24 protein-coding genes and 1 riboswitch are annotated in these 23,458 nt (G+C 57.8%); of the genes, 23 read left to right on the top strand and 1 reads right to left on the bottom strand.

Translation table 11 applies throughout. The features are described 5' to 3' along the window. The first annotated feature begins 143 nt into the window (after positions 1 to 143). The 16 genes from ACF8YQ_RS17980 (at position 144) to ACF8YQ_RS17905 (ending at position 18,689) form a co-directional block, all read left to right on the top strand. Complete coding sequence (locus ACF8YQ_RS17980; protein ID WP_036149719.1) at positions 144 to 536, top strand: ATP synthase subunit I; 393 nt, start codon at positions 144 to 146, stop codon at positions 534 to 536. 15 nt (positions 537 to 551) lie between these two features. Next, positions 552 to 1,406: a F0F1 ATP synthase subunit A gene (gene atpB / locus ACF8YQ_RS17975; protein WP_011787282.1), complete on the top strand. Its 855-nt coding sequence runs from the start codon at positions 552 to 554 to the stop codon at positions 1,404 to 1,406. Between the two features lie 54 nt (positions 1,407 to 1,460). Continuing rightward, positions 1,461 to 1,688: a F0F1 ATP synthase subunit C gene (gene atpE / locus ACF8YQ_RS17970; RefSeq protein WP_014423137.1), complete on the top strand. Its 228-nt coding sequence runs from the start codon at positions 1,461 to 1,463 to the stop codon at positions 1,686 to 1,688. Positions 1,689 to 1,774: 86 nt separating this feature from the next. Next, positions 1,775 to 2,245, top strand: a complete 471-nt coding sequence (locus ACF8YQ_RS17965) for a F0F1 ATP synthase subunit B (protein WP_011787280.1) — start codon at positions 1,775 to 1,777, stop codon at positions 2,243 to 2,245. A gap of 12 nt (positions 2,246 to 2,257) precedes the next feature. Then, positions 2,258 to 2,794 (top strand): F0F1 ATP synthase subunit delta, encoded by a 537-nt coding sequence (locus tag ACF8YQ_RS17960; protein ID WP_011787279.1) that lies wholly within the window; start codon positions 2,258 to 2,260, stop codon positions 2,792 to 2,794. A 28-nt stretch (positions 2,795 to 2,822) separates the two neighbouring features. Continuing rightward, positions 2,823 to 4,367, top strand: coding sequence for a F0F1 ATP synthase subunit alpha (gene atpA, locus ACF8YQ_RS17955; protein WP_011787278.1), 1,545 nt, complete (start codon positions 2,823 to 2,825; stop codon positions 4,365 to 4,367). Positions 4,368 to 4,437: 70 nt separating this feature from the next. Further along, positions 4,438 to 5,301 (top strand): F0F1 ATP synthase subunit gamma, encoded by an 864-nt coding sequence (gene atpG / locus ACF8YQ_RS17950; RefSeq protein WP_396622208.1) that lies wholly within the window; start codon positions 4,438 to 4,440, stop codon positions 5,299 to 5,301. Between the two features lie 52 nt (positions 5,302 to 5,353). Next, a complete protein-coding gene (gene atpD, locus ACF8YQ_RS17945; RefSeq protein ID WP_199451954.1) occupies positions 5,354 to 6,748 on the top strand; it encodes a F0F1 ATP synthase subunit beta in 1,395 nt (464 codons plus the stop codon). A gap of 38 nt (positions 6,749 to 6,786) precedes the next feature. Next, positions 6,787 to 7,209 carry a F0F1 ATP synthase subunit epsilon gene (locus tag ACF8YQ_RS17940; RefSeq protein ID WP_014423136.1) on the top strand — a complete coding sequence of 141 codons (423 nt, stop codon included), beginning with the start codon at positions 6,787 to 6,789 and terminating at the stop codon, positions 7,207 to 7,209. Between the two features lie 151 nt (positions 7,210 to 7,360). Then, positions 7,361 to 8,725 (top strand): bifunctional UDP-N-acetylglucosamine diphosphorylase/glucosamine-1-phosphate N-acetyltransferase GlmU, encoded by a 1,365-nt coding sequence (gene glmU / locus ACF8YQ_RS17935; protein WP_396622207.1) that lies wholly within the window; start codon positions 7,361 to 7,363, stop codon positions 8,723 to 8,725. 29 nt (positions 8,726 to 8,754) lie between these two features. Continuing rightward, on the top strand, positions 8,755 to 10,587 hold the full coding sequence (glmS, locus tag ACF8YQ_RS17930) for a glutamine--fructose-6-phosphate transaminase (isomerizing) (RefSeq protein ID WP_396622206.1): 1,833 nt from the start codon (positions 8,755 to 8,757) through the stop codon (positions 10,585 to 10,587). A gap of 328 nt (positions 10,588 to 10,915) precedes the next feature. Beyond that, a complete protein-coding gene (gene nhaB, locus ACF8YQ_RS17925; RefSeq protein WP_396622205.1) occupies positions 10,916 to 12,421 on the top strand; it encodes a sodium/proton antiporter NhaB in 1,506 nt (501 codons plus the stop codon). A 113-nt stretch (positions 12,422 to 12,534) separates the two neighbouring features. Beyond that, entirely contained in the window at positions 12,535 to 13,329 is a 795-nt protein-coding gene (locus tag ACF8YQ_RS17920; protein WP_396622204.1) for a substrate-binding periplasmic protein, read from the top strand. Positions 13,330 to 13,594: 265 nt separating this feature from the next. After that, positions 13,595 to 13,792: riboswitch (cobalamin riboswitch) on the top strand. A 130-nt stretch (positions 13,793 to 13,922) separates the two neighbouring features. Next, complete coding sequence (locus tag ACF8YQ_RS17915) at positions 13,923 to 16,685, top strand: ribonucleoside-diphosphate reductase subunit alpha (protein WP_396622203.1); 2,763 nt, start codon at positions 13,923 to 13,925, stop codon at positions 16,683 to 16,685. 27 nt (positions 16,686 to 16,712) lie between these two features. After that, positions 16,713 to 17,771, top strand: coding sequence for a ribonucleotide-diphosphate reductase subunit beta (locus tag ACF8YQ_RS17910; protein ID WP_022990159.1), 1,059 nt, complete (start codon positions 16,713 to 16,715; stop codon positions 17,769 to 17,771). A gap of 60 nt (positions 17,772 to 17,831) precedes the next feature. After that, the gene (locus ACF8YQ_RS17905) at positions 17,832 to 18,689 is read left to right on the top strand and encodes an AraC family transcriptional regulator (protein WP_396622202.1); all 858 of its coding nucleotides are present in this window, start codon (positions 17,832 to 17,834) and stop codon (positions 18,687 to 18,689) included. On the opposite strand, the gene ACF8YQ_RS17900 is transcribed toward ACF8YQ_RS17905, so the two are convergent. Continuing rightward, a complete protein-coding gene (locus tag ACF8YQ_RS17900; RefSeq protein WP_396622201.1) occupies positions 18,651 to 19,244 on the bottom strand; it encodes a LysE family translocator in 594 nt (197 codons plus the stop codon). The genes ACF8YQ_RS17905 and ACF8YQ_RS17900 overlap by 39 nt on opposite strands. Positions 19,245 to 19,393: 149 nt before the next feature. On the opposite strand from ACF8YQ_RS17900, the gene ACF8YQ_RS17895 reads away from it, so the two are divergent. The 7 genes from ACF8YQ_RS17895 (at position 19,394) to ACF8YQ_RS17865 (ending at position 23,349) form a co-directional block, all read left to right on the top strand. Then, positions 19,394 to 20,404, top strand: a complete 1,011-nt coding sequence (locus tag ACF8YQ_RS17895) for a 2-hydroxyacid dehydrogenase (protein ID WP_396622200.1) — start codon at positions 19,394 to 19,396, stop codon at positions 20,402 to 20,404. Between the two features lie 38 nt (positions 20,405 to 20,442). Continuing rightward, the gene (locus ACF8YQ_RS17890; RefSeq protein WP_396622199.1) at positions 20,443 to 21,216 is read left to right on the top strand and encodes a CLCA_X family protein; all 774 of its coding nucleotides are present in this window, start codon (positions 20,443 to 20,445) and stop codon (positions 21,214 to 21,216) included. A gap of 50 nt (positions 21,217 to 21,266) precedes the next feature. Then, positions 21,267 to 21,578, top strand: coding sequence for a type II toxin-antitoxin system RelE/ParE family toxin (locus tag ACF8YQ_RS17885; protein ID WP_012137896.1), 312 nt, complete (start codon positions 21,267 to 21,269; stop codon positions 21,576 to 21,578). After that, positions 21,571 to 21,858: a DNA-binding transcriptional regulator gene (locus ACF8YQ_RS17880; protein WP_222198148.1), complete on the top strand. Its 288-nt coding sequence runs from the start codon at positions 21,571 to 21,573 to the stop codon at positions 21,856 to 21,858. The genes ACF8YQ_RS17885 and ACF8YQ_RS17880 overlap by 8 nt, the downstream gene beginning before the upstream one ends. Before the next feature lie 98 nt (positions 21,859 to 21,956). Then, on the top strand, positions 21,957 to 22,340 hold the full coding sequence (locus tag ACF8YQ_RS17875) for a hypothetical protein (protein WP_396622198.1): 384 nt from the start codon (positions 21,957 to 21,959) through the stop codon (positions 22,338 to 22,340). A 172-nt stretch (positions 22,341 to 22,512) separates the two neighbouring features. Continuing rightward, a complete protein-coding gene (locus tag ACF8YQ_RS17870) occupies positions 22,513 to 22,923 on the top strand; it encodes a VOC family protein (RefSeq protein ID WP_396622197.1) in 411 nt (136 codons plus the stop codon). A 93-nt stretch (positions 22,924 to 23,016) separates the two neighbouring features. After that, positions 23,017 to 23,349, top strand: a complete 333-nt coding sequence (locus tag ACF8YQ_RS17865; RefSeq protein ID WP_396622196.1) for a hypothetical protein — start codon at positions 23,017 to 23,019, stop codon at positions 23,347 to 23,349. Positions 23,350 to 23,458 lie beyond the last annotated feature (109 nt).

Raw genomic sequence — 23,458 nt, 5'->3', positions numbered from 1 at the left:
CGATGAGCAACACAACCTGTGTAAAACTTCAGATTTCGGCGGCAAAATCTGCTCACTTTTTCGCCAATTTTTCCGTGCGGTTATGTTGAACACCTATCGGTTAACACATATAATTCCGCGCGCTTGGAATGACAGCTGGTGATATGAACCGTTCTTCGAGAGCCATCACGTACGTACCACTTGGCAAGTGGTTGATTATAGAGATGGCGGTTCTGCTGATTCTGAGCCTGTTGTGGTTGTTGGAAAGTCGTTTGGCCGGGTATTCCGCCCTCATTGGCGGTCTTATTTTTGTCATACCAAACGCGTACTTTGCTCACCGCGCTTATCGTTATCAGGGTGCCCGACAGATGCACCTGGCAGTGAGCAACATATTCAGGGCAGAGAGCATCAAGCTGGCCCTTACCGCAGTGTTTTTTGCGGCCGTTTTCACTTTAATGGAGCCAGTCCACGTACCGGCTCTGTTATTCACTTTTGCTGTGATGGTTGTGTTGGGTACGGCATTGCGCTGGCTCATCCGGCCGCGACCACAGCGATGACTGGACGAGAGCAGTATGGCAGCTGATACCCCAGTAGAGTATATAAAACACCACCTCACCAACCTTACCTATGGCAAGCTCCCGGAAGGCTATGAGCGCGCGGATGGCAGTGTCGTGCAGGAGGCCACCTGGACCTTCGCACGAACTGGTCAGGAGGCCACAGATATGGGCTTCATGGCAATCCACGTCGATACCCTCGGCTGGTCAATCGCCATGGGTATTCTGTTCCTGGGCCTGTTCCGCTTTGTGGCCAACCGGGTCACCGAAGGCACGCCGAGCGGCTTGCAGAACCTGATCGAGATGACCTTTGAATTTGTTCAGGGCATCGTGCGCGACGTCTTCCACGGCAAGAATCCGTTGATTGCGCCCCTGGCGTTGACGATTTTCGTCTGGATTCTGCTGATGAACATCCTGAAGCTGATCCCCATCGACTATATTCCGTCGATCGCTCACGCGCTGGGGCTTGAGTACTTCAAGATTGTTCCGACCACCGATCCGAATGCTACCTTCGGCATGTCGATTGGTGTGTTCCTGCTGATTCTGTTCTACAGCTTCAAGGTGAAAGGCGTCAGTGGTTTCAGTAAAGAACTGGCCTTCAACCCGTTCAATCATTGGATCATGATCCCGTTCAACCTGCTGCTGGAAATCCTGGCGCTGATCATCAAGCCAATCAGTCTGGCGCTGCGTCTGTTCGGTAACATGTACGCTGGTGAAGTTGTGTTTATCCTGATTGCGCTGTTGCCACTGTGGATTCAGTGGACGTTGAACGTTCCCTGGGCGATCTTCCACATTCTGGTTATTCCGCTTCAGGCCTTTATTTTTACGGTGCTTACTGTGGTTTACCTCAGCGCGGCACACGAAGATCACTGATTAACCCTTAAATAAACAAACCCTTAACTATCTGAAAAAACTGAGGAGTCTTCAATGGAAATGGTATTTATCGCAGCTGCGTTGATCATCGGTCTGGGCGCTCTGGGCGCTGGTATCGGTTTCGGTCTGCTGGGCGGCAAACTGCTTGAGTCCACTGCCCGTCAGCCGGAAATGGCCAACCAACTGCAAACCAAAGCCTTCATCATGGCTGGTCTGCTTGACGCGGTTCCCATGATCGGTGTTGGTATCGCGATGTACCTGATCTTCGTTGTTGCTGGTTAATTAAACCGAGAGCTGTGGGCGCCGGCTAAGGCCGCGCCCCTCCTTCCGGAAACCAGGACGCAACGAATAGCAAGAGGTATATCGCCGTGAATATAAACCTTACGTTGATAGGGCAATCGATTGCCTTCGCTATTTTCGTCTGGTTCTGCGTCAAATATGTATGGCCGCCGATTACGGCTGCCATGGAAGCGCGCCAGAAGAAAATTGCAGATGGCCTATCCGCGGCCGATCGGGCATCACTCGATCTCGAACTGGCCCAGGAAAAAGCCACCAAAGAACTGCAAAAGGCGAAAGAAGAAGCTGCAGCCCTGATTGACCAGGCCAACAAGCGTGCCGCCCAGATTGTGGAAGCCTCCAAAGAGGATGCCCGCAAAGAAGGCGAAAAGCTTATTGAGCAGGCCAGGGCGGAAATTCAACAGGAGCGTGTTCAGGCTCGCGACGCACTCAGAGCAGAAGTGGCCACCCTGGCCGTTGCCGGTGCCGAGAAGATTCTGGAAACCTCTGTAGACGCCAAAGCTCACAGCGAGATGCTGGAAAAGCTGGCCGCAGAACTCTAAACGAGGGTCATCATGGCAGAACTTACAACGTTAGCCCGACCCTACGCGAAGGCCGTTTTTGATGCCGCGCAGGACCAGAACGCCGTTGATCAATGGGATCAGGCTCTGGCTTTTGCCGCTCAGGTTGCGGCTGACCAAGAGGTAAAGAACATCCTGGCCAACCCCGGCCTGTCTGAGCAACGCAAGGCGGAACTCTTCGCAGAGTGTTTTGAAGAGCCGCTGCCTGAAGCACTCAGAAACTTCCTGTTGATTCTTGCTGAAAACAAGCGTCTGGCCCTGCTGCCGGAGATTTCTGCTTTGTTCCGTTTGTACCGTGCAGACCTTGAGAAGTCTGTGCACCTGACAATCGATACCGCATTCGACTTGTCTGCAGACGAGCAGCAGAAACTGATCGACGCACTGTCCAAAAAGCTGGAGCGCAAGGTCGAACTCGAGACCACCGTGGATCAGTCCCTGATCGGTGGCGTGATCGTACGAACAGGCGACCTGGTTATCGACGCTTCAGTCCGTGGCAAACTGGCCAGAATGGCCAGGGCTCTGGGCTCCTGATTTCAGCACAAGGTTTGAGGACAAAGGCATGCAGCAACTGAATCCATCCGAGATCAGTGACATCATCAAGAAGAGAATCGAGAAACTCGACATCTCTTCCGAAGCAAAAAACGAAGGTACGATCCTGTCTGTATCTGACGGTATCGTGCTGATCCACGGTCTGGCCGACGTTATGTACGGCGAGATGATTGAATTTGCCAACGGCACATACGGCATGGCGCTGAACCTGGAGCGTGATTCTGTTGGTGCGGTTGTTCTGGGTGACTACGAAGGTCTGGCCGAAGGCCAGAAGGTACGTTGTACTGGTCGTATCCTGGAAGTACCCGTTGGTAACGAACTGCTGGGCCGTGTGGTTGACTCCCTGGGTAACCCCATCGACGGTAAGGGCGAGCTGGGCAACAGCCTGACCTCCCCGGTCGAGAAGGTTGCACCGGGCGTTATCGCCCGTCAGTCCGTTGACGAGCCGGTACAGACTGGTCTGAAAGCCATCGATACCATGGTTCCCATCGGCCGCGGCCAGCGTGAGCTGATCATCGGCGACCGTCAGATCGGTAAGACCGCGGTTGCCATCGACGCGATCATCAACCAGAAGCACACCGGCATCAAGTGTATCTACGTTGCCGTTGGCCAGAAGCAGTCTTCCATTGCCGCCGTTGTGCGCAAGCTGGAAGAGCACGGTGCCATGGACCACACCATCGTGGTTGCTGCTGGTGCCGCCGATCCGGCCGCCATGCAGTTCCTGGCTCCGTACGCCGGTACTTCCATGGGTGAGTTCTTCCGCGACCGCGGTGAAGACGCCCTGATCGTATACGATGACCTGTCCAAACAGGCCGTTGCCTACCGTCAGATCTCCCTGCTGCTGCGTCGTCCGCCGGGACGTGAAGCATTCCCGGGTGACGTTTTCTACCTGCACTCCCGTCTGCTGGAGCGTGCGTCCCGTGTAAATGCTGACTACGTTGAGCAGTTCACCAACGGCGAAGTGAAAGGCAAGACCGGTTCCCTGACCGCGCTGCCGATCATCGAGACTCAGGCTGGTGACGTGTCTGCATTCGTACCGACCAACGTAATCTCCATTACCGATGGTCAGATCTTCCTGGAAACCAACCTGTTCAACTCCGGTATCCGTCCGGCCATGAACGCCGGTATCTCCGTATCCCGGGTAGGTGGTGCAGCCCAGACCAAGATCATGAAGAAGCTCGGCGGTAACATCCGTCTGGCTCTGGCCCAGTACCGGGAACTGGCGGCGTTTGCCCAGTTCGCTTCTGACCTCGACGAAGCAACCCGTAAGCAGCTGGAGCATGGTCAGCGCGTCACCGAGCTGATGAAGCAGAACCAGTACAGCCCGATGACCGTTGCGGAAATGGGTACCGTACTGTTCGCAGCGAACGAAGGCTTCCTGGACGATGTGGATGTCAACAAGGTTGTGAAGTTCGAAGCCCAACTGCTGGACTGGATGCGGTCCGAGCAGAAGGAACTTCTGGACAAGATCGGCCCTGAAGGTAACTTCAACGACGACATCACTGCCGGCCTCAAAGCTGCTCTGGAGAAATTCAAGACCACTCAGAGCTGGTAAATCCAAAAGGCCCGCCGTTGTGCGGGCCTGCTGGTCCATTTGAGTGTCTAACTTGAAAAGGCAGTGACATATGGCCGTCGGAAAAGAAATACGTAACCAGATCGGAAGCATCAAGAGCACGCAGAAGATCACGTCTGCCATGGAAATGGTAGCCGCGAGCAAGATGCGTAAGGCTCAGGAGCGTATGCAGGCAACCCGCCCGTACGCTGAAAAGATGCGCCAGGTAATCGGACACATTGCGAAGTCCAACAAGGATTACCGCCATCCGTTCATGCAGGAGCGCGAGGTCAAGCGGGTAGGCTACATTGTGGTCTCCTCTGATCGCGGTCTTTGCGGTGGTCTGAACACCAACGCGTTCAAGCTGCTCGTCAGAGAAATGCGTGAATGGAAACAACAAGGTATTGAGACCGATATCTGCGCTATTGGCCAGAAGGGTGCCTCCTTCTTCCGCAACTACGGCGGGAACGTGGTGGCAGCCGTGACGCACCTGGGCGATAGCCCGAGTGCAGATCAGCTGATCGGTAGCGTCAAGGTGATGCTGGATTCGTTCGTGGAAGGCAAGATCGACCGCCTGTTCCTGATCAGCAACGAATTCGTCAACACCATGACCCAGAGCCCCCAGGCGCTGCAATTGCTGCCGCTGCCGGAAGGCGATGATGAAGAAATCGGTCACCAGTGGGATTACATCTACGAGCCGGATTCCCGTCCGATCCTTGACGGGCTGATGCCACGTTATATCGAATCCCAGGTGTATCAGGGTGTGGTAGAAAATCTGGCCTGTGAGCAGGCTGCCCGGATGATTGCCATGAAGAGCGCGACAGACAACGCTGGCAGCATCATTGACGAGCTTCAACTGGCCTATAACAAGGCCCGTCAGGCAGCGATCACACAAGAGATTTCGGAGATTGTGAGCGGCGCGGCATCTGTTGGTTAACGCTCACAGACCTACTGGTTTTATTGACTATCAAGATAACGAGGAACCGAGCATGAGTAGCGGACACATCGTTCAGATCATTGGCGCGGTTATCGACGTGGAATTTCCACGTGACTCCGTTCCAAGCGTTTACGACGCACTGCTGCTTGAAGGTGGCGAAACAACTCTGGAAGTCCAGCAGCAGCTGGGTGACGGCATTGTTCGTACCATCGCCATGGGCAGCACCGAGGGCCTGAAGCGTGGCCTGAAAGCAGAAAATACCGGCAAGCCGATCTCTGTACCCGTTGGTACACAGACTCTGGGCCGGATCATGGACGTTCTGGGTCGTCCCATCGACGAGCAGGGCGACATCGGCGAAGAAGAGCGCTGGGCTATCCACCGCAAGGCACCGGGCTATGCCGATCAGGCAGCGTCTGCCGACCTGCTGGAAACCGGCATCAAGGTTATCGACCTGATCTGCCCGTTCGCCAAGGGTGGTAAGGTGGGTCTGTTCGGTGGTGCCGGCGTAGGCAAGACCGTAAACATGATGGAACTGATCAACAACATCGCGAAAGAGCACTCCGGTCTCTCCGTATTCGCAGGTGTTGGTGAGCGGACCCGGGAAGGTAACGACTTCTACTACGAAATGAAGGAGTCCAACGTTCTCGATAAGGTTGCCATGGTTTACGGCCAGATGAACGAGCCCCCTGGAAACCGTCTGCGTGTGGCCCTGACCGGTCTCACCATGGCTGAGAAGTTCCGTGACGAAGGCCGTGACGTACTGCTGTTCGTTGACAACATCTACCGTTACACCCTGGCCGGTACCGAGGTATCTGCACTGCTGGGTCGTATGCCTTCTGCGGTAGGTTACCAGCCGACCCTGGCGGAAGAGATGGGTCAGCTGCAGGAGCGGATCACCTCTACCAAGACCGGTTCCATCACTTCTATCCAGGCGGTCTACGTACCGGCGGATGACTTGACTGACCCGTCTCCGGCCACCACCTTCTCGCACCTTGACGCGACCGTGGTACTGAGCCGTGACATCGCTTCCAAGGGTATCTACCCGGCGATCGATCCGCTCGACTCCACCTCCCGTCAGCTGGATCCGCTGGTGATTGGTGAGCAGCACTACAACGTTGCCCGTGGTGTTCAGAACGTTCTGCAGCGCTACAAGGAACTGAAAGACATCATCGCGATCCTGGGTATGGACGAGCTGTCTGAAGAAGACAAGCTGATCGTATCCCGCGCCCGTAAGATCGAGCGTTTCCTGTCGCAGCCGTTCCACGTTGCTGAAGTATTTACCGGTTCTCCGGGTAAGTACGTGTCTCTGAAAGAGACCATCGCGAGCTTCGAAGGCATTCTCAACGGTGACTACGACGACATGCCGGAGCAGGCGTTCTACATGTGCGGCGGCATCGAAGAAGCGATTGAGAAAGCTAAGGCAATGAAAGAGAAGGAAGGTAAGTAAGACACCTTTTTTCCTTTCAGACCCAAGAGGCGTAAGAAATGGCTATGACCGTACATTGTGACGTCGTAAGTGCCGAGGAAAAAATCTATTCGGGCCTGGTGGAGATGCTGATCGCCACCGGTACCGAAGGTGAGCTTGGCATCCAGTATGGCCATGCTCCGCTGCTGACCGAGCTGAAGCCCGGCGCAGTGCGGATCATCAAGCAGGGTGGCAGTGAGGAAATTCTGTACGTATCCGGTGGTTACCTGGAAGTACAGCCCAATCTGGTTACTCTGATGGCCGACACCGCCGTTCGTGCAAAGGATGTGGACGAAGCAGCGGCCCTGGAAGCCCAGAAGCAAGCCGAGAAGGCACTGGCGAACAAGACAGGCGAGTTCGAGTACTCGCGTGCTGCTGCCGAGCTGGCCGAAGCGGCCGCTCAGCTGCGCACCATCCAGAAGCTGCGCAAGCACCTGCGTTAAAGCAGAGCCTGTGTCAGCGCCCGGATTGGCCTGACAGTGAACCGCATCCTCAGGTGGAGGGCCCGGTATTCCGTAAACGGAGTGTCGGAGATTCCACCGGGACGCGGTTTTTTCATTTATGGACGTTTTGAATACCGGAGCTGATTGCCCCATGAGCCCGTTACACGTTGTGATCCTGGCCGCCGGCCAGGGCTCCCGCATGAAATCCTCCCTGCCCAAGGTGCTGCATCCGGTGGCGGGTAAAGCCATGCTGCACCATGTGGTTGATACCGCAAAACAACTGGGCGCGGAGAAAATTCACACGGTGATTGGTCACGGAGCCGATCAGGTTCGGGCGTCTCTGGAAGACGACTCGGTGAACTGGGTGTTGCAGACCGAGCAACTGGGTACCGGCCATGCCGTGGCCCAGGCTCTGCCGGCACTGCCGGATGATGCCCGGGTGCTGGTGTTGTACGGTGACGTCCCTCTGACTCGCAAAGACACCCTGGAAACCATGGTCGCCGACCTGGACGAACGGAATCTGGCTTTGCTGACGGTGGATATGGTCAACCCCCACGGTTATGGCCGGATCGTTCGCAACGAACAAGGCCTGGTTCAGGCCATCGTCGAGCAGAAAGACGCGACCGCTGAACAGCAGCAGATTCAGGAAGTGAACACGGGCATTCTGGCGGTCTCAGCCAGTCACCTGAAGCAATGGCTGCCCGCTCTGTCCAACAGCAATGCCCAGGGCGAGTATTATCTGACTGACATTATCGCGATGGCGGTCGACCATGGCTTGTCAGTGACGGTTTCCCAGCCGCTGAACCCATTCGAGGTTCAGGGCGTGAACAACCGCCTGCAACTGGCGGAACTGGAGCGCTGGTACCAGCGTCAGCAAGCCGAGCGTTTGATGACCGAGGGCGCATCCCTGGCTGACCCGGCCCGCATTGATGTGCGTGGTGAGCTCACCATTGGCAACGACCTGTGGATAGACGTGAACGCCGTCTTTGAAGGCCGGGTAAGCCTGGGCAGCAACGTCGTGATCGGACCTAACTGCGTGATCAAAGACGCCACCATCGCTGACGGTGCCGAGATCAAGGCCAACAGCGTGATTGAAGGGGCCGTGGTAGGGGCCAACGCGCAGATCGGGCCGTTCGCGCGCCTGCGTCCGGGCACGGAACTGGCCGCCAACACCAAGGTTGGCAATTTTGTCGAAACCAAGAAGGCCGTGGTGGGGGAGGGCAGCAAGATCAATCACCTCAGTTACGTTGGTGATGCCTCACTGGGCCGTAATGTGAATGTGGGTGCAGGTACCATCACCTGCAATTATGATGGTGTGAACAAACACCAGACGGTATTGGGTGACGGGGTATTTGTCGGCTCCAATACCTCACTGGTCGCTCCGGTGAACGTAGCGGAACAGGCCACCATTGGTGCCGGCTCGACCATTACCCGCGATATCAGCGAAGGGGAACTGGCGGTGGCCCGTGGCAAGCAGCGCAACATCGCCGGCTGGGAACGGCCGAAAAAAGCGTAACCAACGATTAACGAACAGGTGATAACAGCATGTGTGGGATTGTAGGAGCGGTATCTGAACGGGATGTCCAGGGTATTCTGCTGGAGGGCCTGCGCCGCCTGGAATACCGGGGGTACGACTCCGCCGGCATGGCCGTCATCAATGGCCAGCACCTGGTGCAGCGAGCCCGGGAAGTCGGCAAGGTGGCGGCCCTGGCTGATGCCATTGAAGCAAACCCCCTGGCTGGTCACCTGGGTATTGCCCACACTCGCTGGGCCACCCACGGGGAGCCCTCGCAGGTGAATGCCCATCCCCATATGTCCGGCGAGCGGCTGGCCATCGTCCATAACGGCATCATCGAGAACTACCAGGAACTCCGGGATGAACTCAGGGCCGAGGGTTTTGAGTTCACCTCCCAGACCGATACCGAGGTGGTCGCGCACCTGATCGAGAAATACTTTCGTGAACAGGGCAAACTCTATGAAGCGGTAAAGGCGGCCATTCAGCGTCTGCGCGGTGCCTACGCCCTGGCCGTTGTTCATGCCGATGAGCCGGATCACCTGGTGGTCTGTCGCGAGGGCAGCCCTCTGGTAGTTGGCGTCGGTATTGGCGAGAACTTTATCGCGTCTGACCAGCTGGCCCTGTTGCCGGTGACCGACCGCTTCATGTTCCTGGAAGAGGGCGATATCGCCGATATCCGCAAGGACAGCATCCGCATCCACGATCGCAGTGGTCAGCCGGTGGAGCGGACCATTACCCGATTCGAACACGGTGCTGACTCTGCAGACAAAGGCGAATATCGCCACTACATGCTCAAGGAAATCTACGAGCAGCCGAAAGTGATCAAGGCTACCATGGAAGGCCGGATCACTGACAGCCGGGTACTGGAACAGGCCCTGGGCACCGATGCCGCCAACCTGCTGGAAAACGTGCGCCACGTTCAGATCATCGCCTGTGGTACTTCCTACCACGCCGGCATGGTGGCCCGTTACTGGATTGAAGACCTGGCCGGCATCCCTTGCTCCGTGGAAGTCGCGTCCGAGTTCCGCTATCGCAAACACGTGATCCAGCCGGATACCCTGTTCCTGTGCATTTCCCAGTCCGGCGAAACCGCCGACACTCTGGCGGCATTGCGTCAAGCCAAACAGGCGGGCTTCCGAGCGGCTCTGGCCATCTGCAACGTGCCGGGCAGTTCCCTGGTGCGGGAATCCGATCTGGTCATCATGACCCAGGCCGGTCCGGAAATTGGTGTGGCGTCGACCAAGGCGTTCACCACCCAGCTTACCGCCTTGCTGATCTTCACCCTGGCGCTGGCGCGCCACAATGGCCTGAGCGAAGACAAAGAGGCAGACATCGTCGCCGCCATTCATCAGTTGCCCAAGCAGGTGAGTGACGTCCTCGCTCTGGATGCCGACATTGAAGAGATGTCCAAGGCGTTTATGGACAAGAACCACAGCCTGTTCCTGGGCCGCGGCTCTCAGTTCCCGGTGGCGATGGAAGGGGCCCTGAAGCTCAAGGAAATTTCTTACATCCACGCCGAGGCCTATCCGGCCGGCGAGCTCAAGCATGGCCCCTTGGCACTGGTCGATAGTGAGATGCCGGTGGTTACCGTGGCTCCTAACAACGACCTGGTGGAAAAGCTGAAATCCAACCTGGAAGAGGTACGCGCCCGTGGCGGTGAGCTGTTCGTGTTTGCCGACAAGGCGGCGGATGTAAAGCCGGAAGATGGCATCCACGTGATGCAACTGCCACCCGTGCATGAGATTACCGCGCCCATCGTGTATACCGTACCGCTGCAGTTGCTGTCTTATCATGTGGCGGTATTGAAGGGCACGGACGTAGACCAGCCGCGGAACCTGGCCAAGAGTGTGACGGTGGAATAGGCCACCATTTAAAACGGGCCGGAGCCTGCCTGGATCCGGTCCTGAAAATATCAGTCCCGATATCAGGCCGTGACCGTCATTTGTTCAGAAAGTTACCTTATTAATCGAGAAATCGGTTAAAATACCGTCGCCGTTTCGGCAGTAATTAAGTAGTATTACTTAAATCTCTTGTGGTGCCCGGCTCTATCTCGCCTTCTTTTTGTTATTAAGACCAAAAGCGGACTGAAATTCGTACCTTCGGACCATACTCCGGTACGTAAATATCAAGGAAGATGCGGGTCTTCTGGCGCACAATACCAACAAACCGATTTCTCAGAAGATGTCTGTAATGCCCACGACTGTTATCTCCGGCTTCACCCATAATTTTCTTGGCAAGGCGCCCGTCTGGTACAAGCAGGTCATTCTGCTGTTTCTGGTCATCAATCCGATTGTCATGTATCTGCTTGGGCCCGGCGTGGCGGGTTGGCTGTTGATCGGTGAGTTTATTTTTACCCTGGCAATGGCGCTGAAATGCTACCCACTGCTCCCGGGGGGCTTGCTGGCGGTGGAGGCCCTGCTGATCGGGCTGACGTCCGCGGATGCGGTGTACCATGAGGTTCTGACCAACTTCCCTGTCATCCTGCTGCTGATGTTCATGGTGGCGGGTATTTACTTCATGAAAGAGCTGCTGCTGGTGACCTTCACCCAGATTCTTGTGGGGGTACGGTCCAAGTCGGCGTTGTCGCTGCTGTTCTGTAGCGCTGCGGCAGTGCTGTCCGCGTTCCTCGACGCCCTGACCGTCACCGCGGTCATTATCAGCGTCGCGGTAGGGTTCTTCTCGGTCTATCACAAGGTGGCATCCGGCAAGGGCTACCAGCAGAAAGACCACAACACCAACAGCGACGACGAAGTGATTGAGCTGCACCGGGAAGATCTGGAAAACTTCCGGGCCTTTCTGCGCAGTCTGCTGATGCATGGGGCGATCGGTACCGCCCTGGGTGGCGTGGCCACCATGGTGGGTGAGCCCCAGAACCTGTTGATTGCCAAGGTGGTGGGCTGGGATTTCGCCGGCTTTTTCCTGCACATGGCGCCGGTCAGCGTCCCGGTATTGTTTGCGGGCCTGGCCACGTGCTGGGCGCTGGAGAAACTGCGCTGGTTTGGATATGGCGGTCGACTGCCCAAGCCGGTGCGCCGGGTTCTGGAAGAGTTTGCCGACAACGAAAAAGCGCGGCGAACCAAGTCCGATCAGGCGGCGCTCTGGATTCAGGCGGTGGCCGCGGTCATTCTGGTGTTTGGCCTGGCGTTCCACATTGCCGAGGTCGGGCTGATTGGTCTGCTGGTGATTATCCTGATTACCTCCTTTACCGGCGTGACGGATGAACACCAGATTGGCAAGGCGTTCCAGGAATCCCTACCTTTTACCTCGTTGCTGGTGGTGTTCTTCGCCGTGGTAGCCGTGATTCACGAACAGCACTTGTTCAAACCGATCATTGATTACGTACTGGCGCTGCCCGAAGGCCAGCAGCCGGGCATGTTCTTCATTGCCAACGGGCTGTTGTCGATGATCAGCGACAACGTGTTTGTCGCTACCGTCTACATCAGCGAAGTGAAACAGGCGCTGGATGCCGGCAGCATCAGCTATGATCATTTCCAGACTCTGGCCGTAGCCATCAATACCGGTACCAACCTGCCGAGCGTAGCTACACCCAATGGCCAGGCGGCGTTCCTGTTCCTGCTCACGTCAGCCATTGCACCTCTGGTGCGTTTGTCCTATGGGCGCATGGTGATCATGGCTCTGCCTTACACCATCGTGATGGGAGGTGTGGGTCTGTACATGGTCACCCACGCGTTCTGAGTCAAGGTTTTGCACATTTCACCGCACAGTTTTCATAGGATCTGTTAACCTTCAGGTAAACAGATAAAAGAAAAGCGGTATACATGCGCAGTTGCCAACAATCTATTTTGTGTTTGTCCCGACTGCCCCTGGCGTTTGTGGCCCTGGTCTTCATCGGGATGAGCCTGTTCCATTCACCGTTGAGCGCCTCAGAGACGTCGGCTGAAGCATCCTCAACCGTTCGTGTTGCCTATGTTGAATTCCCGCCCATCAGCTATCGAAACGAGCAGGGAGAGCCCGCCGGCGAGTTTGTGCATATCACCCGCAAGGTGGCGGCAGAGGCGGGTTACCAACTGGAATTCATCTATCTGCCCGTCGCACGTACCTACCTCTATCTGACCAATGGCACTATCGATTTATGGATGGGGCTAACCGACATTCCTGCACTGAAAGACGATGTACTGGAGAGCTGGATCAGCCCGATTCCGGTGGAACTCAGTGCCTGGTATCTGGAGGGCGCGCCACCGGTGGATCACATGGATCGCCTGCGCAACAAAACCGTGATTCTGATCGGCGGCTATACCTATGCCGGCCTCAGAGACTGGCTGACGGCCCAACCCGATATCCGGATCACCGAAGCACCGAATCACCGCTCCGGTCTCAACATGCTCAAGCGCAAGCGCGGTGATTACCTGCTGGACTACCGGCAACCGGTGAAGGAAACCCTGAGCCGCAACTCAGATGCAGAGATTCGCGGGTCGGAAATGCGTAGCCGCAACGCAGCCTGGCTGTTTTCCCTGGCCAATCCGCGCGCGACCATTCTGCGTGAGGCCTTTGATGATGCCTATCTGCGCCTGGCCGAGCGTGGCGAGGTACCGCCGGTGCGCCGGTTCCAGAAAACCTATGTGGTGCCCGGGTTTCCGGAGTAGTACCGGTAAATCCAGTGGTTGGATTACTCCCGTAGTCAGTCCTGCAAGCGGACTATTTCACAAGGGTCAGATCACCATACCAGGCCGTGGCCTGCACCGGGCTGGCGGCGAGACCGAGCGTCAGGGTACTGGCCAAAAGCAGCGAAATTCTCACATCTATTCCTAAAATCCAGTGGTCTGGAGATGGACAGGCTCCGTTGCAAAAAGTGCCTTGTCTTGGCGTATTCGGCCCTATATAGTGACCGGGTCCTTGGTTGACTACCATATATTGTGATCAATCTCTGATCATCTTGATCACAGGGTAGTCGGGAATCCGGTGAGAACCCGGAACTGACGCGCAGCGGTATTGGGGAACGAGCGTGGCAAGATGACACTGGCGCAAGCCGGGAAGTCGCCACGTTAGGCAGAGCTGAAAGGTTCACGCCCCTGAGTCCGAAGACCTGCCAGGGATCAGAAGCCCCCCATGGGTTTCTGGACTGCACCTTCGCGATTCAAGGGTGAGCAGATTGGTCAGGCCTGCCCGTATTCGGGGCAAGGTGTGCCACTGCGTTCGCGAGGGTGAAACGGAACCAACGCGAATTCAGGAGAGCACCATGACAGCCACTGCCATTGCCGAACCCCCGGCCCCCGCGACCGATACCCAATCCCTGCAAGTTATCAAACGAAACGGCACCCTGGTGAGTTTCAACCCGGCCAAGATCAGTGTCGCGGTGACCAAAGCCTTCCTGGCGGTGGAAGGGGACCAGGCAGCCGGTTCCGCCCGCATCAACGACGCCGTGCACCGGGTTACCGAACAGGTAGTGCAGGCCATCAGCCGCCGCCTCAAGGCCGGTGGCAAGGTACACATCGAAGACATCCAGGACCAGGTGGAACTGGCCCTGATGCGGGCCGAAGAGCAGAAAGTGGCCCGGGCCTACGTGCTGTACCGTGAAGAACACGCCCGCCAGCGCGCCGTGGACGAGCCGGTGGAAGCGCACCCGCACCTGACCGTGAAAAAGAGCGACGGTAGCATCGCGCCGCTGGATCTGGGACTGATGAAACAGCAGGTGGAGCAAGCCGCCACCGGGCTGGACGGCATCAACGGCGATTCGCTGGTGGAAGACGCCCTGCGCAACCTCTACGACGGTATTGAGGGCACCGAAGTGCTGACCGCGCTGATCATGACCGCCCGGGGCCGCATTGAACGGGAACCCGACTACAGCGCCGTAACCGCCCGCCTGCTGCTGGAACAGCTCCGGCTGGAAACAGCGGAAGCCCTGGACCTGCCCCGCAGTCTTCCGCTGGCAGAGATTTATCCACAGGCTCTGACAGCGTTTATCCACGCCGGTATCCGCTACGAACTGCTGGACGAAGCCCTGGCGGCCTTTGACCTGGAACGCCTTGGCAACGCCCTGAAACCGGAACGCGATCTCCAGTTCGGCTTCCTGGGCCTGCAAACTCTGTACGACCGTTACTTCCTGCACTGGAACAAGGCCCGCCTGGAACTGCCCCAGGTGTTCTTCATGCGGGTGGCCATGGGCCTGGCACTGCGTGAGGACGACCCCAATGCCCGCGCCATCGAATTCTATGAGCTGCTGTCCAGTTTCGATTACATGGCCAGCACGCCCACCCTGTTCAACAGCGGCACCCGGCATTCCCAGCTGTCGTCCTGCTACCTGACCACGGTGGGCGACGACCTGGAGGGCATTTACGGGGCCATTCGCGATAACGCCCTGCTGTCCAAATGGGCCGGTGGTCTGGGCAACGACTGGACCCCGGTCCGTGCACTGGGTTCCCACATCAAGGGTACCAACGGCCAGAGCCAGGGTGTGGTGCCGTTCCTGAAAGTGGTCAACGACACCGCCGTGGCGGTGAACCAGGGCGGCAAGCGCAAGGGCGCGGTCTGTGCCTATCTGGAAAGCTGGCACCTGGACATCGAAGAGTTCCTGGAACTGCGCAAGAACACCGGCGATGAGCGCCGCCGTACCCACGACATGAACACCGCCAACTGGGTGCCGGATCTGCTGATCGAACGCATGCGCGAAGACCGCGACTGGACCCTGTTCTCCCCCAGCGATGTGCCAGATCTGCACGACCTGTACGGCAACGCCTTCCGCGAGCGCTACCAGCACTACGAAGCCCTGGCCGAGCAAGGCAAGATCAAGCTGTTCAAGAAAATTCCGGCCAAACAGCTGTGGCGCAAGATGCTCACCGTGCTGTTCGAGACCGGCCACCCCTGGATCACCTTCAAGGACCCGTGCAACCTGCGCTCGCCGCAGCAGCATCAGGGCGTGGTGCACAGCTCCAACCTGTGTACTGAAATCACCTTGAACACCAGTGCCGACGAGATTGCCGTGTGCAACCTGGGTTCGGTGAACCTGGCTGCCCATATCAAGGACGGCGAACTGGACGTGGCGCGCCTGGAGCGTACCGTCACCACGGCGGTGCGCATGCTGGACAACGTGATCGACATAAATTTCTATGCCGTGCCCCAGGCTCGCAACTCTAACCTGAAGCACCGCCCGGTGGGTCTTGGCCTGATGGGCTTCCAGGATGCCCTGTACCAGCTGGGCCTGCCGTACACCAGCGCCGAAGCGGTGGAGTTCGCCGATGTCGCCATGGAGCAACTCAGCTACTTCGCGTTGCGTGCCTCCGCCACGCTGGCCGGTGAGCGGGGCGCCTACGAAACCTACGAAGGCTCGCTGTGGAGCCAGGGCATCCTGCCGATCGACTCCATCCAGAAGCTGAAAGAAGCCCGCCGTGACGGCGACCTGTCGATAAACACCGAGAGCCGCCTGGACTGGACCCCGGTGCGCGAGCTGATTGCCAAAAACGGCATGCGCAACAGCAACGTAATGGCCATTGCGCCCACCGCCACCATCTCCAACATCGTAGGCGTGTCGCAATCCATCGAGCCTGCGTACCAGAACCTGTTTGTGAAATCGAACCTGTCCGGTGAGTTCACCGTGGTGAACCCCTCGCTGGTCCGCGACCTCAAGGCCGAAGGCCTCTGGGACAACGTGATGGTGAACGACCTGAAATACTTCGACGGCAGCGTGCAGCAGATCGACCGCATCCCCGCCGAACTCAAGGCCCGCTACGCCACCGCCTTTGAGATCGACGCCCGCTGGCTGGTGGAAGCCGCCTCACGCCGTCAGAAATGGCTCGACCAGGCCCAGAGCCTGAATCTGTACATGGCCGAGCCCAGCGGCAAGAAGCTGGATGCCCTGTATCAGCTGGCCTGGGAGCGTGGCCTCAAAACCACCTACTACCTGCGCTCCCTGGGCGCCACTGGCGCCGAGAAGACCGCGCCGGTGTCGGCGCCACAGCCGCAGGTGTGCAGCATAGACAATCCCGACTGCGAAGCTTGTCAGTAACCATTTACTTATTTGGGAGGCACCCACATGCTGGACTGGGACGACGAACCAAAAGCGCAAACCGCTGCCGCCGCCACCGGCGGCCCGGCGCCCGTGAATGTCGACGACAAGCGGGTGATTAACGGCGAGACCGACATCAACCAGTTGGCACCGTTCAAGTACCCCTGGGCCTGGGAGTACTTCATGAACGCCAACAAGAACCACTGGACGCCGCTGGACGTGAACATGGCGCAGGACGTTCACGACTACCACCACCGGCTGACGCCGGCGGAAAAACACGTGTACGAGAATGTGCTGGCGTACCTGACCACCTCCGACATCCTCGCCATGCGCAACATCGGCCTGGCGGTGATGGAGAAGATGAGCGCGCCGGAGCTGCAGATCTACCAGGCCCGCCAGGTATACGAGGAAGCGCTGCACACCTGGACCTATCAGCACTGCATCGAAACCCTGAACCTGGACCAGAGCGAGATCTACAACCGCTACCGCGTGGTGCCGGAGATCAACGGCAAAATCCAGCTGGCCAACCGCCGGCTGGACGCCGCCATGCGCTCCGACATGAACCTGCGCAACCCGGACGAACTGCAGGACTTCGTGATGTCCTACCTGTTCTTCGCCGCCGTGTTCGAAGGCTGCTGGTTCTACAACGGCTTCAGCCCCATCTTCGCCCTGCAGCGCCGGGGCCTGATGCGGGGCACGGGTGAACAGTTGCAGTACATCCTGCGGGACGAAGCCATGCACTTCTCCTTCGGCCTGAAAGTGGTGAACCAGATTCTCGAGGAAGAGAAAATCACCCTGGACCCGAAAGCGGTGCGCGAGATGTGGGACGAATCCGAAGCCGCGGAAATGGCTTACGCCAACTACGTGCTGCGGGACCCGATCCTGGGTTACTCGGCGGAATACCACAGCGAACAGTTCCGCTTTGTGGCCAACCGCCGGGCCCGCACCGTGGGCCTGGAAGAACCGTTCCCGGGAGCGAAGAACGTATCGCCCTGGCTGGACGAGCAGGCCACCCTGCGCAAAGAGAAAAACTTCTTTGAAACACGGGTGATCGAATATCAGACCGGTGCGCAGCTGGAGTGGTAAGTTTCTGCTAGGCTAGTGCCATACGCACTGGCCTGGCCGATTTGCTTTGAGGCAACCACCATGACCGATCCTCGCACACCCATCTTCTGGCGCGACGCCCGCATGCCCCATGTGGAACTGCGCAAAGTCGAGGATGGGCGCGAGGTCTGTTATGCCCTGCACACCCACCGGCACTGGTCGATCGGCGCCATCACTGGCGGTGAAAGCACGTTCCTGTACCGCACCGACCAGTACCACGTGAGCGCCGGCATGCTGGTGTTGATGAACCCGGAATGGCCCCACGCCTGTAATCCCATTGATAACCAGCCCTGGGCGTATCTGATGCTGTATCTGGATACCGCCTGGCTGACCCGGCTCAGATTTGAAGCGGGCCTGCTGCCCAGCGAAGACTGGCAGGACCTGGACACGGCAGTGATCACCGACCCCCGCCAGTACCAGGATTACTGCACCATGGCCGATTGCCTGCTGGACCCGGGCCGGGATTTGCTGGAAAAGCAGAGCCGGGTTGCCGAGTATCTGCTGGACCTGATGCAGAGCCTGGCGGAAGCGCCGGCCCGGGGCATTCCGCGCCCCTCTGGCACCCTGGCCGCGGTGGCTGAGTACCTGGACAGCCACTGTACCGACGAGGTATCGCTGGACGACCTGTGCCGGCTCAGTGGCTACAGCCCGGGGCATCTGGTGCGGGCGTTTCGGCAAAGCTACGGGTTAACGCCCCACGCCTACCTCATCAACCGCCGCATACAGCACGGGCAGAGCGAACTGAAACGTGGCGTGAGTATTGCCGACGCGGCCCTCAACGCCGGCTTTGCCGACCAGGCGCATTTCCAGAGAACCTTCAAACGCGTGGTGGCGGCCACCCCGAACCAGTATCGCCAGCCGTCAGTCCAGCAGCAGGAACACGCAACTTCCGGTAAGTAACAGCGCCAGAACCCGGTTGAACCCGCGCAGGATTCGCGGCTGCTGCACCAGCCGGCGAAGCCCGACCCCGACATACACCCAACTCGCCAGCGACAGCCAACAAATGGGCAGATACAGCCCTGCAAACAGCCAGAGCAGGGTGCTATCGCCGCCCTCGGTAAACGCACTGATACCCGCCACCGAAGCAAGCCAGGCCTTGGGGTTCAACCATTGCATCAGGGCGCCGGTGACAAAGCCGGGGGCCGGGCGTGCCTCATCGTCACTGAGATGGCCATCGGCGGTGGCCAGCTGGTAGCTCAAGTACAGCAGGAAGGCGACGCCAGCCCAGCTCAACCAGCGCTCGAACCCGGGCGCGTGTTCCAACAGCGAATTCAGGCCCAGGCCCACCGCCATAAACAGCGCGATAAACCCCAGAGTGGCCCCGGTGACAAACACCAGCCCTTGAGACACCGGATAGCGCGTGCCACTGCTCAGGCACACCAGATTGACCGGCCCCGGCGATACCGAAGCCACCAGGGCGAAGGCCGACATCGGCAGGATAATAGACAGACTCATAGCATCAGCACTCTGTAAACCAACGGAGGCGCCCAGTGTGCACGGCGCCTTGTAACCGGTATTGAACAAAATTGCGGTGGCTCGCCGCCGGGCATTTGATTTATGTTTGAAAGACCCCGTACCCACCCAGACCGGATGAGGCCAATCCCATGAAAGTGGCGGTTTTCAGCACCAAACCCTACGACGAACAGTTCCTGGCACAGGCGAACCAGGCCAGCCACCAGCATGAACTGGTGTTCCTGGAACCACGCCTGAATGCGGCCACTGCGGCACTGGCCAAAGGCTTCGACGCCGTATGCGTGTTCGTGAACGACCAGGTGGATGCCAACGTACTGGAACAGCTGGCCGCCGGCGGTACCCGGGCCGTGGCCCTGCGTTGCGCCGGGTTCAACAACGTCGACCTGAAAGCCGCCGAACGCCTGGGCATCGCCGTGGTGCGGGTACCGGCGTATTCTCCCTATGCGGTGGCTGAACACACCGCCGCCTTGATCCTGACCCTGAACCGGCAGATCCACCGGGCCTACCACCGCATTCGTGATGGCAACTTTGCCCTTGACGGCCTGCTGGGGTTCGATCTGCGGGGCCGCACCGTGGGTGTGGTGGGCACCGGCCAGATTGGCGTGGAAGTGGTGCGAATCATGCGTGGGTTTGGCTGCCGCGCGCTGTGTTACGACCTGCACGCCGACCCGGAGGCACAAACGCTGGGCGCGGAATATGTGAGCCTGGACGAACTGTTCCGGGAAGCCGACATTGTGACCCTGCATTGCCCGCTCACCCCGGACACCCATCACCTGATTGATGCCGCAGCCGTGGCCAAAATGAAAAAAGGCGTGATGCTGATCAACACCAGCCGGGGCGCCATGGTGGACACCGCCGCCATCATCGAAGGCCTGAAATCCGGCCAGGTGGGCTACCTGGGGCTGGATGTGTATGAGGAAGAAAGCGACCTGTTCTTCGAAGATCTCTCCAATATCGTGCTGAGAGACGACGTGTTCGCCCGTTTGCTCACATTCCCGAATGTGGTCATCACCGGCCACCAGGCGTTTTTCACCCGCAACGCCCTGGAAAGCATTGCACACACAACACTCAGCAACCTGACGGACCTGGAAACCGGCGGCGAATGCGCCAACCGGGTGCTGGCCGCCAACGGAAGCACCTGAACTGAGACAAGCCGCCCGCGCCTTCGTACAATGCCGCCATGCCCAGACCCTTCTACAGAACCGGCCCCGACCACCGCGCCGGGGCGCCGGTCAGCTTTCTAGACGTGCGCCGGCGGTTCCAGTTTCGATCCGTCGAGATTGGCCGTTGGGTGACCGAGCCTGAAAAACAGCGCAGTGCCGCCCTGTTCTACGATGCCCTGTGCGACCTGATGACCATCCTCGGCGGCACCGAAAGCCTGATTTCCCTGCGTGGCACTTTGGCTTTGCAATACGGCATTGGCGGCCGCCCGGGGGTGTCTGCCCATTACACCCCCGCCACCCGCAGCTTCGCCCTGGCCAAAAACGCCGGCCCTGGCAGCATCGCCCACGAATGGTTTCATGCCTTCGACCACTACATCGGCGACAAACTGTTCTCCAACATACCCCGGGGCCAGTTCGCCTCCCGCCAATGGCTCACCCGCCAGGACGCCATCCAGCACCCCCTGAACCAGCGCCTGCAAGCCTGCTACCAGGCCATCCTGCTGGACGACAGCGGCCAAAACCCCAGCCCCCTGTTCCGGAACTCCGCAAAAGCCGACAAAGCCGCCGGCGTGCACTACTACAGCCAGCCAGAAGAACTCTGTGCCCGAGCCTTTGAAGCCTTTATTCAGGATGCCGCAGTGAAGAACGCCTTTCTGGTGAAGGGGACCAAAGAGAGCGAAGAAGCCCGCCTGGGGCTATACCCACAGGGCGAACAGCGCGACCGGATAAACGCCGCCTTCCGAACCTACTTCCATTCCCTGGGCCGCGCACTGCAGCAAAAAACGGCATAAAACACTGATCTTGCCTTGACGACAGTACGGCATTGCCGTATATTCCGGCAATGCTATTCATCGAAACCTCAACGTTCACCAAGCTATTGCCGAACTACCTCACGGACGAGGAATACCGTGGGCTTCAAACCTACCTTCTGCAGAAGCCAGATGCTGGAGATCTGATTAAAGGCTCGGGTGGCGTTCGTAAAGTTCGATGGGCACCAGCGGGTTCGGGAAAGAGCGGTGGTATCAGAGCCATTTATTACTGGAAGAAGTCTGATCACGAGATATGGATGCTCACGCTGTACAGTAAATCAGAGCGCGCCAGTATTCCTGGCCATACGCTCAAGCAGATAGCGGAGGCAATCAAAAATGGGTGACAGGAACCTTGGGGCAGAGATTCTTGATGGCATCAATGAAATCAAGCAGTTCAAAAAGGGCAAATTGGCTCTACGAACCCAGGAGTTATCAGAGCCCTCACCGCCTAAAGTGATCAGGCTGAAGTTAAACATGTCACAATCTGCGTTTGCTGGTCTTATGGGCGTGAGTGTGAGAACCCTCCAGGATTGGGAGCAAGGTAGGCGAGAGCCGCAGGGGCCTGCGGTTGCGCTTCTGCGGATTGCTGAGCAACATCCGGAAGTTTTCAATGAGCTTCACTGACCAGAGTGAGGTGTAACCAAGCCATGCACGGGATGCCAAAACCTCCGCTTCGCTACGGTTTTGCCGCCGGTGATGGCGGGCGTTATGAGTGATTTTCTATGAATGTGACAAGGAAGCCTGTTCATATATTTTTTATCGAGCACTTGCTGTATTCGGTGTATCTGTTCATTTGGCTGATGTTGGCGGTTTTTGTCATACCAAAGTTGTTGGTCCGTTACGCCAGTGTCGTGCCGCCAGAGGTCGCAATTTGGATTTTGCCAGCGTTCACGATGATCCCAATAGTTGCAGTTCTGTATTTTTGGTTTCCTTACAGTGCGGTTCGGCTTTGGGTCGCTGCTGGTAATCACAATGATGGGATCGGGCAGTATGCGTGGCGTGTGTATGCTGCTGCTATCTTCGTAGTGTTCGGTTTTCTCGGGGTGATGACGCTGTTTTCTGCCGGCGATTTTTTTGAGCTCTTCCAGGCGCCCCACACGGGCTAAGCAGTGGGCATTCAATCATACAAGACGCTCAATGGTGACGCCGCAGGCGGCGAACATTAGCGGAGCGTTATGTGCGCAAGATGGAACTGGCAAGGCCCCACTTCAGTAGACACCTTCTGTAAATAGGGTAGCCCCTGACACGAGGGTGCTCGATGAACCACGGAGGGATTGTATGGAAATCAAGTGCATTTCAGGTTTTGCGTCCATAACCAAAGACCCTGCGGCAAGTGCGTCTCTGTATGAGGATGCGCTGGGCCTGCCGCTGGAGAAGATGGACGACTATCGTTTCATGGATAAATTCCCCGGAGCGAACCATTTCGGAGTATGGCCCCTTTCTATGGCAGCGAACTCCTGTTTTGGCCAGGAGGAATGGCCCGACCATATTCCTGAGCCTACGGCTACCATTGAATTTGAGTTGGGGGATGCAGCGGCTGTAGAGGCGGCAGTGCAAGAGATGAAGGGAAGGGGGCAGGAATTCGTTCATGAAACCCGCACTGAACCCTGGGGGCAGACAGTGGCAAGGTTTATGAGTCCCGAGGGTGTGCTGGTTGGCCTGAGTTATGCGCCATGGCTTCATGAATAAGCGCCCAACTGTAGCGTCCATGTGGAGGGATTTTCCGCTGATGCTCCAACGCCAGCCGGTTACGCCTTGCATTTAAACATTATGGAAACCCGCATGATTAATAAGGCAGTTTTAGTTCTTTTGTTTCTACTATCAGGACTAGCTCTCGCTGAGGAAAAACCGCCTGAGCTTTGGTCATGGTTTAAAGATCTGAACAAATCCAAAGAGGCTTGCGAGATACAGAGCTCGTACGCCCTGCAAGTCTTGGGGCTGGAGAATCAGGTTGAGAATGAGTACGGAATTTACGGGAACGTAAAGACGAACCGTGTTGTGGTTAAATGTATAGAAATATCGCCTAATCAAAGCAAGCTCATGGTTGCGGTTGCCGGCTACAACAGGGATTCGGTTGAGCTTGTGAGAAATAAAATTATTGATTCAATACAGTAGTATAGAGCCTTTGGCACGGCGACGCCGGCGGCATTGAGGCTTCGCCTTCATTCCTTGGGCGTGCATGCTTTCGGCGGGTTATGACCTGTGTTGCCCATGAGGATGGTGA

The organism is Marinobacter sp. W-8 (assembly GCF_044342215.1).
GTDB classification, from domain to species: domain Bacteria; phylum Pseudomonadota; class Gammaproteobacteria; order Pseudomonadales; family Oleiphilaceae; genus Marinobacter; species Marinobacter nauticus.
This window is presented reverse-complemented; position numbering and strand designations above follow the sequence as displayed.

Bases quoted from the DNA above. Each gene is read 5' to 3' on its own strand.
- ACF8YQ_RS17910 (WP_022990159.1), top strand. From the start codon at position 16,713: ATGCTGGACTGGGACGACGAACCAAAAGCGCAAACCGCTGCCGCCGCC.
- ACF8YQ_RS17905 (WP_396622202.1), top strand. From the start codon at position 17,832: ATGACCGATCCTCGCACACCCATCTTCTGGCGCGACGCCCGCATGCCC.
- ACF8YQ_RS17960 (WP_011787279.1), top strand. From the start codon at position 2,258: ATGGCAGAACTTACAACGTTAGCCCGACCCTACGCGAAGGCCGTTTTT.
- ACF8YQ_RS17900 (WP_396622201.1), bottom strand. From the start codon at position 19,244: ATGAGTCTGTCTATTATCCTGCCGATGTCGGCCTTCGCCCTGGTGGCT.
- ACF8YQ_RS17915 (WP_396622203.1), top strand. From the start codon at position 13,923: ATGACAGCCACTGCCATTGCCGAACCCCCGGCCCCCGCGACCGATACC.
- ACF8YQ_RS17875 (WP_396622198.1), top strand. From the start codon at position 21,957: ATGAATGTGACAAGGAAGCCTGTTCATATATTTTTTATCGAGCACTTG.
- ACF8YQ_RS17890 (WP_396622199.1), top strand. From the start codon at position 20,443: ATGCCCAGACCCTTCTACAGAACCGGCCCCGACCACCGCGCCGGGGCG.
- atpE (WP_014423137.1), top strand. From the start codon at position 1,461: ATGGAAATGGTATTTATCGCAGCTGCGTTGATCATCGGTCTGGGCGCT.
- atpD (WP_199451954.1), top strand. From the start codon at position 5,354: ATGAGTAGCGGACACATCGTTCAGATCATTGGCGCGGTTATCGACGTG.
- ACF8YQ_RS17980 (WP_036149719.1), top strand. From the start codon at position 144: ATGAACCGTTCTTCGAGAGCCATCACGTACGTACCACTTGGCAAGTGG.
- ACF8YQ_RS17885 (WP_012137896.1), top strand. From the start codon at position 21,267: ATGCTATTCATCGAAACCTCAACGTTCACCAAGCTATTGCCGAACTAC.
- ACF8YQ_RS17940 (WP_014423136.1), top strand. From the start codon at position 6,787: ATGGCTATGACCGTACATTGTGACGTCGTAAGTGCCGAGGAAAAAATC.
- ACF8YQ_RS17870 (WP_396622197.1), top strand. From the start codon at position 22,513: ATGGAAATCAAGTGCATTTCAGGTTTTGCGTCCATAACCAAAGACCCT.
- ACF8YQ_RS17880 (WP_222198148.1), top strand. From the start codon at position 21,571: ATGGGTGACAGGAACCTTGGGGCAGAGATTCTTGATGGCATCAATGAA.
- ACF8YQ_RS17865 (WP_396622196.1), top strand. From the start codon at position 23,017: ATGATTAATAAGGCAGTTTTAGTTCTTTTGTTTCTACTATCAGGACTA.
- atpB (WP_011787282.1), top strand. From the start codon at position 552: ATGGCAGCTGATACCCCAGTAGAGTATATAAAACACCACCTCACCAAC.
- atpA (WP_011787278.1), top strand. From the start codon at position 2,823: ATGCAGCAACTGAATCCATCCGAGATCAGTGACATCATCAAGAAGAGA.
- ACF8YQ_RS17895 (WP_396622200.1), top strand. From the start codon at position 19,394: ATGAAAGTGGCGGTTTTCAGCACCAAACCCTACGACGAACAGTTCCTG.
- glmS (WP_396622206.1), top strand. From the start codon at position 8,755: ATGTGTGGGATTGTAGGAGCGGTATCTGAACGGGATGTCCAGGGTATT.
- glmU (WP_396622207.1), top strand. From the start codon at position 7,361: ATGAGCCCGTTACACGTTGTGATCCTGGCCGCCGGCCAGGGCTCCCGC.
- atpG (WP_396622208.1), top strand. From the start codon at position 4,438: ATGGCCGTCGGAAAAGAAATACGTAACCAGATCGGAAGCATCAAGAGC.
- nhaB (WP_396622205.1), top strand. From the start codon at position 10,916: ATGCCCACGACTGTTATCTCCGGCTTCACCCATAATTTTCTTGGCAAG.